The sequence below is a fragment of the Euzebyales bacterium genome (assembly GCA_035461305.1).
Lineage (GTDB): Bacteria > Actinomycetota > Nitriliruptoria > Euzebyales > JAHELV01 > JAHELV01.
Genome location: DATHVN010000089.1, coordinates 1 through 12,986, shown reverse-complemented (window position 1 = coordinate 12,986; position 12,986 = coordinate 1). Strand labels below are relative to the sequence as shown.

General features: G+C 66.5%; 7 protein-coding genes and 2 rRNA genes. 7 read left to right on the top strand and 2 right to left on the bottom strand.

Features of this window, described 5'->3' with window-relative positions:
• Positions 1 to 38 precede the first annotated feature (38 nt).
• Positions 39 to 1,481, top strand: coding sequence for an argininosuccinate lyase (gene argH / locus VK923_08220; protein ID HSJ44649.1), 1,443 nt, complete (start codon positions 39 to 41; stop codon positions 1,479 to 1,481).
• Positions 1,482 to 1,563: 82 nt separating this feature from the next.
• Positions 1,564 to 2,862, top strand: coding sequence for an MFS transporter (locus VK923_08215; GenBank protein ID HSJ44648.1), 1,299 nt, complete (start codon positions 1,564 to 1,566; stop codon positions 2,860 to 2,862).
• On the opposite strand, the gene VK923_08210 is transcribed toward VK923_08215, so the two are convergent.
• The gene (locus VK923_08210) at positions 2,826 to 3,293 is read right to left on the bottom strand and encodes a hypothetical protein (protein ID HSJ44647.1); all 468 of its coding nucleotides are present in this window, start codon (positions 3,291 to 3,293) and stop codon (positions 2,826 to 2,828) included. The two genes, VK923_08215 and VK923_08210, sit on opposite strands and share 37 nt — an antisense overlap.
• Positions 3,294 to 3,457: 164 nt before the next feature.
• Here VK923_08210 and polX point away from each other — a divergent pair, with 164 nt between their 5' ends.
• On the top strand, positions 3,458 to 5,191 hold the full coding sequence (polX, locus tag VK923_08205) for a DNA polymerase/3'-5' exonuclease PolX (protein ID HSJ44646.1): 1,734 nt from the start codon (positions 3,458 to 3,460) through the stop codon (positions 5,189 to 5,191).
• Complete coding sequence (locus VK923_08200) at positions 5,188 to 5,805, top strand: DNA-3-methyladenine glycosylase (protein HSJ44645.1); 618 nt, start codon at positions 5,188 to 5,190, stop codon at positions 5,803 to 5,805. The genes polX and VK923_08200 overlap by 4 nt, the downstream gene beginning before the upstream one ends.
• Before the next feature lie 120 nt (positions 5,806 to 5,925).
• Here VK923_08200 and VK923_08195 read toward each other — a convergent pair whose 3' ends face one another.
• The gene (locus VK923_08195; GenBank protein HSJ44644.1) at positions 5,926 to 6,477 is read right to left on the bottom strand and encodes a DUF1697 domain-containing protein; all 552 of its coding nucleotides are present in this window, start codon (positions 6,475 to 6,477) and stop codon (positions 5,926 to 5,928) included.
• 40 nt (positions 6,478 to 6,517) lie between these two features.
• On the opposite strand from VK923_08195, the gene tyrS reads away from it, so the two are divergent.
• The 3 genes from tyrS to VK923_08180 form a co-directional block, all read left to right on the top strand.
• Positions 6,518 to 7,765 (top strand): tyrosine--tRNA ligase, encoded by a 1,248-nt coding sequence (gene tyrS, locus VK923_08190; protein HSJ44643.1) that lies wholly within the window; start codon positions 6,518 to 6,520, stop codon positions 7,763 to 7,765.
• A gap of 516 nt (positions 7,766 to 8,281) precedes the next feature.
• Positions 8,282 to 9,806 (top strand): 16S ribosomal RNA (locus tag VK923_08185).
• A 310-nt stretch (positions 9,807 to 10,116) separates the two neighbouring features.
• Positions 10,117 to 12,986: ribosomal RNA gene (locus tag VK923_08180) — 23S ribosomal RNA — on the top strand; the annotation flags it as partial.

The window sequence follows — 12,986 nt, the reverse complement described above, 5'->3', positions numbered from 1 at the left end:
ATGGCGAGCGTCAGCGAGCCGGCGGGCGGGAGTCTCGGGTGCGAGAGCAGGACGCCACGGGCCGCGGCCGTCTGTGGGGCGGCCGCTTCTCGCAGGGACCCAGCGAGGCAGCATGGGCACTGGGTCGCAGCACGCACTTCGACGTGCGCCTGTGGCGCGAGGACCTGGCCGGATCCACGGCGCACCTGGCCGAGCTCCACCGGATCGGCCTGATCGACGACGACCAGCGGGACCGGATCACCGCGGCGCTGCGACAGATCGAGGCCGAGTTCGACGACGGCACCTTCATGATCGACGACGATGACGAGGACCTCCACGGCGCCGTCGAGCGGCGCCTGATCGAGCTCGCCGGCGAGGACGGTGGTCGCATCCGCGCGGGTCGCAGCCGCAACGACCAGATCGCGACTGACCTGCGCCGCTACCTCGTGCGCACCATCCGGACGGCACTCGTGCCGGCGCTCGTCGAGCTGCAGGCGGCACTGCTCGACCAGGCCGAGGCGACCCTCGACATCATCGCGCCGGGCTACACCCACCTCCAGCGTGCGCAGCCGGTGACCGTCGCCCACCACCTGCTGGCGCACGGCTGGGCGTTCGACCGTGACGTCGGCCGCCTGCTCGACGCCGCCGCGCGTGCTGATGTCAGCGGTCTGGGTGCGGGCGCGCTGGCGGGTACCACCCTGGCACTCGACCCGCGGCGCTACGCCTCGGAGCTCGGCTTCGCGGAGTCGGCGCCCAACTCGATGGACGCCGTTGCCGACCGTGACTTCGCCGTCGAGTTCCTCGCTGCCGCGGCGATGCTCGGCGTCCACCTCTCGCGCCTCGGCGAGGAGATCGTGCTGTGGACGTCGACCGAGTTCGGCTGGGCCCGGCTCGGTGACGCCTTCTCAACAGGCTCGTCGATCATGCCGCAGAAGCGCAACCCCGACGTCGCCGAGCTCGTGCGCGGCAAGACCGGACGCCTGGTCGGTGACCTGATGGCCCTGCTGGTCACCCTCAAGGGTCTGCCGCTGACGTACAACCGCGACCTGCAGGAGGACAAGGAGCCCGTGTTCGACGCGGTCGACACCCTCGTGCTGTCGCTCCCCGCGATGGCGGGCGCGGTCGCGTCCCTGCGGTTCGACGTGTCCGGCCTGCGCACCATGGCGGCCGACGGCTTCGCGCTCGCCACCGACATCGCCGAGGCGCTCGTTGCGGCCGGCGTCGTGTTCCGTGACGCGCACGAGCGGGTCGGCCGGTACGTCGCCGCGTGCGAGCAGCGCGGCGTGACGCTCGACGGGGCGGGAGAGCTGTTCACCTCGTCGTTCCCGGAGCTGGCCCGATCAGGGGTCGAACCGGCGGACCTGGTCGATCCCGCGCTGGCGGTGGCGCGTCGGGACAGCCCACTCGGCCCGGCGCCGCAGGCCGCCAGTGGCCAGGTGGCGGCGTTGCGCGACCGTGGCGCAGCCCATCTGCGCGCCGTGGGCGCCTCGTCGACGACGTAGGATGGAGCGGCGGGGAGGTCACATCCCGGCGTGCCAAAAGGGGGGGAACGTTGCAGCGGCGTCACCAGGTGCCCCGACGTTGATGCCAGCGCTCCGACCCCTGGGTGACCGCGAGTTCCGCCTGCTCACGTTCGCGACGCTGACATCGGTCCTCGGCGACGGCATGATGCGCGTCGCGCTTCCGCTGCAGGTGCTGGCCATCACCAACGACGACCCACTGGCGATCGGGTTCGTCGGCCTCGCATGGACGCTCGGCCACGCCGTCAGCCTACCGCTGGGTGGTGTGACCAGCGATCGTCACGACCGCCGCAGCGTGATGATTGGCAGTGACCTCGTGCGGGCGCTGGCAATCGGGACCATGGCCCTGCTCGCCCTGTCCGGTGCGCTGCGGCTTCCGCAGGTGATCGCGCTGGGGCTGTCGTTCGGGTTCGCCAACGGGTTCTTCAACCCGGCGTCGCGGTCGCTGGTGCCCGACCTCATCCCCACCGACGAGCTGCCCACGGCCAACGCGCTGCTCGGGTTCGCGCGACCCCTGCAGCTGTGGGTGATCGGCCCGCTCGTCGGCGGTGCGGTCGTCGGCCTCGCGGGACCGGGTGCCGCCCTCCTCGTGGATGCGGGAACCTTCCTGGTGTCCGCGGCGCTGCTCGCGCGGCTCAGCAGGCGGGGACCGGCCGCCGAACCGGCGGCCGCCGGGATCGTCGCGGATGCCCGCGAGGGCCTGGCCTACGTCAGCGCCAACCGCTGGGCGGCTGTGTGGTTCACGGCCTCCGCCCTGTCGACGCTGGCGTTCCACGGGCCGTTCGACGTGCTGGTCCCGACCATGCTCAAGACCGACGTCGGGCTGAGCGAGGCCCAGGCGGGCTGGTGGATGGCGATGATCTTCGCCTCCGGGGGCGTCGGCGCGCTGCTCGCGTCGTCGTTCGTCGGGCAACGCGGGCTGCCCCGACGGTTCATGCTCCTGCTGTACAGCGCGGAGGCGCTGTCGCTGTTCGGGCTCGCCATGTTCGCGTTCCTGACGCGGTTCTGGGAGGCACTGGTGATCGGCCTGGTGGTCTTCGGTGCCGTCGTGACCAGCGAGATCATCGGTGACACGAACCTCCAGCGGGAGGTCCCGCGCCACCTGCTCGGCCGCGTGACGAGCCTCGAGTGGTTCGTCGCCATCGGCATGGCACCGATCAGCTTCGCCATCGCCGGACCGCTGGGTCGCATCCTCGGCCCCCGGCCGGTGCTGGTCGCGTTCGGTGTGTTCGCCGGCACGGCGGTCGCCGCGCTGGCGATCGTACCGGGCGCCCGGTCGCCGGAGCTGCGGCGTCGCCGCCCCGGCGGCCGTGCCCGTGACCTGGCTCAGGCGCCCCTGGGCGGGACGGGTGGCGCCAGCTGACGTCCGCAGGTCGGGCAGGCCGGCGGGCGCGCCTCGGACGGCGCCGTGGTCGTGCTCGCCGTCGTCGCGCCGCACAGGCAACGGCTGGCTCCGTCGTCGAGTGCCACGACGGTCACCGAGACCAGCGGCAGGGTCACCCCGGGGTCCAGATCCGCCGCGGCCAACGCCGCCCCCGCACGCTCGCGCAGCACGGGGTCGGTGAGCATCGCGAGCCAGCGCCGTAGGTCGTGCTCGTCGAGCCCGTGCGGCACGGGTAGGTCGACCGACGTGGTGACCCGTACGGCCGCCGCGGGGACTGCGGTGATCGTGGACGCGGGCGCCTCGTGCTGTCGGCGCTGAGCGGGGTCGAACACGGTCACACGGCCGCCGTCGACGCGTGCCACGACGCCGACGATCCCGTCGGCGCGGCACCACGCACCGAGCCGCGGCACCGGTGGTCGATCAGCTGCGTTGCTGTGTGCGTCGATTGGCCAAGCTCCCTGACGGCGTGGATCCGCATGGCTCGGAGGTCACGACGCACTAGCATCGCAGGCGCCGTCGCCGCCGCGGACCTCGAACCGTCACCGGCGGACCACCACAACGATCGGAGCCACCGGTGCCGTGGGCGAACGAGGAGCTGGGTCGCCAGTTCGGTGAGATCGCCGACCTGCTCAAGCTGTCCGGCGCCGACCGATTCCGCGTGCGAGCGTATGAGCGTGCCAGGGACGCGGTGGCGTCCGCCCCCGTCGACCTTGGCGAGCTGGACGCGACCGAGCTGGCGGGCATCGAGGGCATCGGGGACTCGACCGCGCGGAAGATCGTGGAGTTCCAGCGGGACGGCGAGATCGGGATGCTCGCCGAGCTCCGCCGCCACGTCCCACCCGGTCTCATCTCACTCGTCCAGGTGCCGGGCCTGGGTCCGAAGACCGCCCGGATCCTGTACGAGCAGCTGGGCGTGGACTCCCTCGACGGTCTGCGCGACGCCCTGTCGTCGGGGAAGGTGCGCGGGCTGAAGGGGCTCGGAGCGAAGACCGAGAAGAACCTGCGGGCAGGGCTGCAACGCCTCGACGCGACGCTGACCGAGCGCACGCCACTGGCGGACGTCATCGGCGTGGCCGAGGAGCTGATGGCACGGGCCCGGGCGCTGCCGGACGTCGTCGACGCCACGCTGGCCGGCAGCGTCAGGCGGGGCCGTGACACCGTCCGCGATCTCGACCTGCTGGTCGCGACCGAGCGGCCCGCCGAGGTCCTGGCCGCGATCGCCGCCGACGAGCTCGTCCGTGATGTCGTTGCCCACGGTGACACGAAGCTGACCGTCATCAGCGCCCGCGAACTGCAGGTGGACGTGCGCGCCGTCGACCCGGCGGTGTGGGGTGCTGCGCTGATCTACTTCACAGGATCGAAGGCCCACAACGTCCGCATCCGCGAGCGCGCGTTGCGGCAGGGCGCCACGCTCAGCGAGTACGGGCTGGTCTCCCGGGACGACGGGCGGCTGCTCGCCGGCGCCGACGAGGCCGGGGTCTACGCGGCGCTCGGGCTGGCCTGGATCCCGCCGACGCTGCGGGAGGACCGCAGCGAGGTCACGGCCGCGGCCGAGGGTACGCTGCCCGACGTCGTCACCACCCTCCGCGGTGACCTCCACGGTCACAGCGACTGGTCCGGTGATGGCCGTGCGTCGATCGAGCAGATGGCCACCGCGGCCGCCGACGGGGGCCTCGAGTACTGGGCGGTCACCGATCACGCCGAGGCCCTGGCGATCAACGGGCTGACCGCCGCACAGTTCGCGGACCGGCGCGCGGTGCTGGCCGGGTTGGCCGGTTCGGTCGGGGTCACGCTGCTCGATGGTGCAGAGCTGAACATCGGCGTGGACGGCGAGCTCGACTACGACGACGACGTGCTCGGCCTGTTCGACTTCTGCGTGGCCAGCGTCCACACGGCACTGGGTCGCGACGCCGACGCCCAGACGGCCCGCATCATCACGGCGATGCGCAACCCGTCGGTGCACGCCATCGGCCACCTGACGGGGCGCAAGATCGGCAGGCGTCCCGGCTTCGAGGTCCACTTCGACCAGATCCTGGAGGCTGCACTGGGGACGGGGACGGCGCTGGAGGTCAACGCCTCGCCCCGCCGCCTCGACCTGTCAGACGACCACGTGCGGCGCGCGGTCGACGCCGGCGTGACCCTGACGATCTCGAGCGACGCGCACCAGCCGAGCGAGCTGGATTACCTGCGCTTCGGGATCGCGACCGCTCAGCGCGGCTGGGCGCGTACGGCTGACGTGCTCAACTGTCGTGACGTCGATGGGGTGCGCGAGTTCGTCGCCCGAAAGCGCGCGAGCGGCGGGAGGTGAGCGCAACCGACGACGTGGTCGGCGTGCGGCTGGACCGTGCGTTCTTCGGGCGTGACGCGACCGTGGTCGCGCCCGCCCTCGTCGGCATGCTGCTGGGCCGCCCCGGCGACGACCTGTGGGGACGTGTCGTCGAGGTCGAGGCCTACAGGCAGGACGACCCCGCCTGCCACGCCTACCGGCGCCGCACCGACCGCAACGACCCGCTCTGGGGTCCGCCCGGGCACGCCTACGTGTATCGCAGCTACGGTGTCCACTGGTGCTTCAACGTCTCGACCGGGGCCGACGGTGTCGCGCAGGGCTGCCTGATCCGCGCCGCCCGGCCGGTGCGTGGTCTCGAGCTCATGCGCGCGCGGCGTGCCGGCGCGCCCGACCGGGAGCTCCTGCGCGGTCCGGCCAAGCTGTGCGAGGCCTTCGACCTGACCGGCGCCCACAGTGGACGCGACGTCTGTGCCGACGGGCCGATCGTCTTCCACGACGACGGCGAGCGCCCCGAGATCGCGGCCGGGCCACGGGTCGGCGTCTCCGTCGCGGCTGACGTCCCGTGGCGGTTCCACCTCGCCGGTTCGCGCTGGGTGTCGGCCTACCGGCGCAGCCCCCGCGCGCCGCGACCGTAGCGGTGGCGTCCGGTGTCGGGTGTGCGTGGGTCGTCGGGTGTGCGTGGGTCGGAGTGTGGGTGGTGGTGCGCCCGGCAGAGCGGTCGAGCGTCAGGACGACGGTGGGTCGCATGCCCCCGGTCAGCCGTCGAGCATCCCGAGCAGGCGCGTCACCGTGCGCCAGTTCCGCGCCGTGCCGGCCGCGATCGCGTCCCCGCGGTCGAGCAGCTCGGCGAGCCGGCTGCGTCCCATGCCGTCGGGGGTGTGCAGGTACACGGTGGGTCCGACGACGGTCGCGCTGTCACGGCTGCCCTCCTCCCGCGCACGCCGCTCGGCCTCCCCGACCGCTGCGGCGTCCGGCCTGACCGCCTCGCGGTGGAACACGGCGTGGACGTGACGGTCGTCGGTGGCGTCGGGGTACGGGTTGGCGGCCACGACTTCCGCGAGCTTCGCCCGGGTGAGGACCACGACGGGCGGCGCCACGTCGAGCCGGTCCGCGATCGCCCGCTCGAGCTCGTCGGCCAGGGCTGCCGTGTCGTCGCGATCGCTGGTGAACACGACGTTGCCGCTGGCGATGTAGGTCGCCACGTCCGCATGACCGAGCTCGGTGACGACCGCGCGTAGATCGGCCATGGCGACCCTGCTGCGGCCGCCGACGTTGATCCCGCGGAGCAGCGCGACGTGGGTGGGCATCGACGAATCCTACCGGCACCGGGCCGTATACCCTACGGCGATGAGTGACGTAGCAGAACAGCTGAAGGTCCTGACCCACGGTGTGGCCGACATCCAGCCTTACGACGAGTTCGAGCGCAAGCTCCGGCAGGTCGCGGCGGGGGAGCGTCCACCGTTGCGGGTGAAGCTGGGCATCGATCCGACGAGCACCGACCTGCACATCGGCCACTCGGTCGTGTTCCGCAAGCTGGCCGAGTTCCAGCGGTTCGGACACACCGCCGTGCTGATCATCGGCGGCTTCACCGCGCAGGTCGGGGACCCGTCGGGCAAGTCGGCCACGCGTCCCAGGTTGAGCCCCGACGAGGTGACGGCCAACGCCGAGACCTACCTCGAGCAGGTCCGGCTGGTTCTCGAAGAGTCGCCGCTGGAGATCACCGACAACCGGGACTGGCTCGCCGGCATGACGCTGAACGACGTCCTCATGCTGACGAGCCAGATGACGGTGGCGCGCATGCTCGAGCGGGCGGACTTCGCCCAGCGCTACGTCGCGCAGACGCCGATCGCGATCAGCGAGTTCCTCTACCCGCTGCTGCAGGGCCGCGACTCGGTCGCCGTGCGTGCGGATGTCGAGCTCGGCGGGACCGACCAGACCTTCAACCTGATGGCCGGGCGCGGCCTGCAGCAGGCCGCCGGCCAGGAGCCCCAGTGCGTGCTCACCATGCCGCTGATCGAGGGGCTCGACGGGTCGGCGAAGATGTCGAAGTCGCTGGGCAACGTCATCGGCATCACCGACGAGCCCCACGACATGTACGGCAAGGCGATGCGTCTGCGCGACGAGCTCATCGTCAAGTACCTCCGGCTGGTCACTGACGTCCCGCCCGACGAGGTCGACGACATCGCCGCGCGGCTGGCGGACGGCAGCCTGAACCCACGAGACGCCAAGCGCCGGCTCGCACGTGAGCTGGTGACGCTCTACCACTCGGCCGATGCCGCGCGTGCGGCCGAAGAACGGTTCGACGTGCAGTTCCGGGATCGCGGGATCCCCGACGACATCCCCACCGTCGTGCTCGACGGTGACCGCTGGTTCCTGCCCTCCCTGCTGCAGATCGCGGCGCTGGTCTCCAGCGGCTCCGAGGCGCGCCGGATGGTCGCGCAGGGCGCCGTGCGCCTCGACGGCGAGGTACTGACCGACGCTACCGCCGAGTATGACCTCCAACACCTCGACGGCGCCGTGCTCCAAGTTGGCAAGCGCCGCTTCGCCAGGCTACGGGCAGGGAGCACGACGCCTACCCCCAGCCCCAACAGTTGACTGCCCCTCAGTCGGATGATAGATTGGTATGTCCGGACAGACTGGCTGTTCGGGGTCGGCAGACCCTGTGTCTGAGCAACTCGTTCCGCAGGTTGCGGCCCGAGGGATCGGTCGCTAGGGTTTGCCGAGCGATGGAGCACGGTGGATCCGCTGCTCAACGAAACGTTCGAGCCTCCGACACCCCCACGGGGACCGCGAGGTTTGGCACGTCGCAAGACGAGCCGGTAACGGCTCCCCGCGAACGAGTCCGACAGCCGAAGCCTCACCGAGAGCCGCGGAATTCGGACGGAGCGCGATCCCGCTCCTTGAAAACTGCACAGTGTGTCAAAAGCCAGTGCACATGCACCCCGTCCTTGGGATTGACCGGTGGCGACGCGTCACGCGGCGCCGCTCCATGAAAGAGGACGGTTGTTTGAACTGGTTCCGGATTGCTTAGCTAAGCATTCACTGGGATCGGGTACGGACTCTTCATCCACGGATCTTCGGCAGGCCGGTTCGCCGGCCTCGTTGAGATCTCCAATGGAGAGTTTGATCCTGGCTCAGGACGAACGCTGGCGGCGCGCCTAACACATGCAAGTCGAGGGAGAACCAGGCAGCTTGCTGTCTGGGGAGACCGGCGAACGGGTGAGTAACACGTGAGGAACCTACCTCGGAGACCGGAATAACCACGGGAAACTGTGGCTAATGCCGGATGATCTGGTCGTCCCGCATGGGACCTCCAGCAAATGGTCAGCCGCTCCGAGATGGCCTCGCGGCCTATCAGCTTGTTGGTGAGGTAACGGCTCACCAAGGCAACGACGGGTAGCTGGCGTGAGAGCGCGAACAGCCACACTGGGACTGAGACACGGCCCAGACTCCTACGGGAGGCAGCAGTGGGGAATCTTGCTCAATGGGCGAAAGCCTGAAGCAGCGACGCCGCGTGTGGGAAGAAGGTCTTCGGATTGTAAACCACTTTCAGGAGGGAAGAAGCGAGAGTGACGGTACCTCCAGAAGAAGGCCCGGCCAACTACGTGCCAGCAGCCGCGGTAATACGTAGGGGCCTAGCGTTGTCCGGAATTATTGGGCGTAAAGAGCTCGTAGGCGGCCCAACAAGTCGGATGTGAAATCTCAAGGCTCAACCTTGAAATTGCATCCGATACTGATGGGCTTGAGGCAGGTAGGGGAAGGTGGAATTCCTGGTGTAGCGGTGAAATGCGCAGATATCAGGAGGAACACCGGTGGCGAAGGCGGCCTTCTGGGCCTGTACTGACGCTGAGGAGCGAAAGCGTGGGGAGCAAACAGGATTAGATACCCTGGTAGTCCACGCCGTAAACGATGGGTGCTAGGTGTGGGGGGTTATCCACTCCCTCCGTGCCGTAGCTAACGCATTAAGCACCCCGCCTGGGGATTACGACCGCAAGGTTAAAACTCAAAGGAATTGACGGGGGCCCGCACAAGCGGCGGAGCATGTGGCTTAATTCGAAGCAACGCGAAGAACCTTACCAAGGCTTGAAATATACGGAAAAGCCATAGAGATATGGTGTCCTTCGGGGCCGTATACAGGTGGTGCATGGTTGTCGTCAGCTCGTGCCGTGAGGTGTTGGGTTAAGTCCCGCAACGAGCGCAACCCCTGTCTTATGTTGCCAGCGAGTAGTGTCGGGGACTCATGAGAGACTGCCGGTGTCAAACCGGAGGAAGGTGGGGATGACGTCAAGTCATCATGCCCCTTACGTCCAGGGCTGCACACATGCTACAATGGCCGGTACAGAGGGCTGCGAACCCGCGAGGGGGAGCGAATCCCACAAAGCCGGTCTCAGTTCGGATCGTAGTCTGCAACTCGACTGCGTGAAGCCGGAGTCGCTAGTAATCGTGGATCAGCAACGCCACGGTGAATACGTTCCCGGGCCTTGTACACACCGCCCGTCACGTCATGAAAGTCGGTAACACCCGAAGCCGGTGGCCTAACCCTTTTGGGAGGGAGCCGTCGAAGGTGGGATCGGCGATTGGGACGAAGTCGTAACAAGGTAGCCGTACCGGAAGGTGCGGCTGGATCACCTCCTTTCTGGAGTGCACCTGCCACGCATCGACCGTTCGTGTTGGTGGTGTGTGGGTGTGTTCTGTGAACCACTGGTTGGTCAGCACATGGTGCCGGCCGTCTTGCGGGAGCCACGCTTTTGGGTGTGGTGTGACGTGGGGCGTGTTTGGTGTTGTGTGGTCTGTCGTGCCCTGTGCAGCTCTGAGAGCGACACCGTCGTTTTCAGCATGCGCACCCTGTAGCCGCATACCGCTGGATGTCTGTGAGGATGTTTGGTTGGTGTGGTGGGGGTGGTGTGGTTCTTTGAGAATTGGATAGCGAGCGCGAGCATCTTGTACGGCAAGTATGAAAGAGCACACGGTGGATGCCTTGGCACCGAGAGCCGATGAAGGACGTGGGAAGCTGCGATAAGCCCTGGGGAGGAGCTAACCATCCATAGATCCAGGGATGTCCGAATGGGGAAACCCGGCTGGGGTCATGCCCAGTCAGGCCTGTCTGAATATATAGGGCAGGTTCAGGGAACCCGGGGAACTGAAACATCTCAGTACCCGGTGGAAGAGAAAACAATAGTGATGCCCTGAGTAGTGGTGAGCGAAAGGGGTAGAGCCTAAACCATGCGCGTGTCAAGCCGGCAGGCGTTGCGTGTGTGGGGTTGTGGGACGTCGTTGGGGGTTCTGCCGAACTTCCGAGAAGTTACAAAATTCGCGTGTAGCGGAACAGGGTGGAAAACCTGGCCAGAGACGGTAAGAGCCCGGTACGTGAAGCATGACGGATCTTCTTCGATGTATCCCGAGTAGGGCGGGGCCCGTGAAATCCCGTTCGAATCTGCGAGGACCACCTCGTAAGGCTAAACACTCCTCGGTGACCGATAGCGGACAAGTACCGTGAGGGAACGGTGAAAAGTACCCCGGGAGGGGAGTGAAAGAGAACCTGAAACCGTGTGCTTACAAACCGTCGGAGCGCCAACTTGTTGGTGTGACGGCGTGCCTTTTGAAGAATGAGCCTACGAGTTAGCCGTCGCTGGCAAGGTTAACCCGTGTGGGGAAGCCGAAGCGAAAGCGAGTCTGAATAGGGCGATTGTAGTCGGCGGCGCTAGACCCGAAACCAAGTGATCTATCCATGGGCAGGGTGAAGCGAGGGTAAGACCTCGTGGAGGCCCGAACCGTTGTAGGTTGAAAACTGCTCGGATGACCTGTGGATAGGGGTGAAAGGCCAATCAAACTTGGTGATAGCTGGTTCTCCCCGAAATGCATCTAGGTGCAGCGTCGTGTGTTTCTTGCCGGGGGTAGAGCACTGTTTGGGCTAGGGGGCCTAAAAGCTTACCGAACTCAGGCAAACTCCGAATACCGGCAAGTGAGAGCACGGCAGTGAGACTGCGGGGGATAAGCTCCGTAGTCGAGAGGGAAACAACCCAGACCGCCAGCTAAGGTCCCTAAGTTCTGGCTAAGTGGCAAAGGATGTGAGAACGCAGAGACAACCAGGAGGTTGGCTTAGAAGCAGCCATCCTTGAAAGAGTGCGTAATAGCTCACTGGTCAAGTGTTCTTGCGCCGATAATGTAACGGGGCTAAGCCAGGCACCGAAGCTGCGGATCTCAACCATCAATGCGAAAGCAGGTTGGGGTGGTAGGGGAGCGTCGACACGCGAGTGAAGCTGCGGGGTAACCCAGTGGTGGATGCGTGTCGAGTGAGAATGTAGGCATGAGTAGCGAAAGGGGAGGGAGGAACTCCCCCGCCGATTGACCAAGGGTTCCTGGGGAAGGTTCATCCGCCCAGGGTAAGTCGGGACCTAAGGCGAGGCCGAAAGGCGTAGCCGATGGACAACCGGTTGATATTCCGGTACCACCTTCACCGCGTCTATACCGAACGTCTGTTGCTAACCACATCTACGGATGTGGGACCCGCAGGCCACTAGGTCACCGATGGCGTGACGGAGAAGGCTAGGTGGACCCGGGCGTTGGTTGACCCGGGACAAGCGTGTAGGCCGTGGGCCAGGGAAATCCGGACCACACACAGGCTGAGACGTGATGTCGACACTATGTGGAAGCCATTGATGCCATGCTCCCAAGAAAAGCGTCTAGGGAGTTGTGAGGGTGCCCGTACCCCAAACCGACACAGGTGGTCAGGTAGAGCATACCGAGGCGATCGAGAGAACTCTGGTTAAGGAACTCGGCAAATTGGCCCCGTAACTTCGGGATAAGGGGCGCCCCTGCCGGTTACCCACCTTGCGTGGGAAAGCTGGTCGGGGCCGCAGTGACCAGGCCCAAGCGACTGTTTACCAAAAACACAGGAGCGTGCGAACACGTAAGTGGATGTATACGCTCTGACGCCTGCCCGGTGCTGGAACGTTAAGCGGAGAGGTCAGACGCAAGTCGAAGCTTCGAAGCCAAGCGCCAGTAAACGGCGGCCGTAACTATAACGGTCCTAAGGTAGCGAAATTCCTTGTCGGGTAAGTTCCGACCTGCACGAATGGCGTAACGACTTGGGCACTGTCTCAACCAGAGACTCGGCGAAATTGCATTGCGAGTAAAGATGCTCGCTACGCGCAGCAGGACGGAAAGACCCCGGGACCTTTACTGTAGCTTGGTATTGGAGCTTGGTACGTCACGTGCAGGATAGGTGGGAGGCAGTGAAGCCGGCACGCCAGTGTCGGTGGAGCCAACCTTGGAATACCACCCTTGACGTGCTGAGTTCCTAACCTCGGTCCGTGATCCGGACCAGGGACAGTGCCTGGCGGGCAGTTTAACTGGGGCGGTTGCCTCCCAAAAGGTAACGGAGGCGCCCAAAGGTTCCCTCAGACCGGTCGGCAATCGGTCGTTGAGTGTAAAGGCACAAGGGAGCTTGACTGCGAGACAGACATGTCAAGCAGGGTCGAAAGACGGGCTTAGTGATCCGACGGTGGAGTGTGGAATCGCCGTCGCTCAACGGATAAAAGGTACCCCGGGGATAACAGGCTGATCCTGCCCAAGAGTCCATATCGACGGCAGGGTTTGGCACCTCGATGTCGGCTCATCGCATCCTGGGGCTGGAGCAGGTCCCAAGGGTCGGGCTGTTCGCCCGTTAAAGCGGTACGCGAGCTGGGTTCAGAACGTCGTGAGACAGTTCGGTCCCTATCCGCTGCGCGCGCAGGTGATTTGACAGGAGCTGCCCCTAGTACGAGAGGACCGGGGTGGACGCACCTCTCGTGTGCCGGTTGTTCCGCCAGGAGCA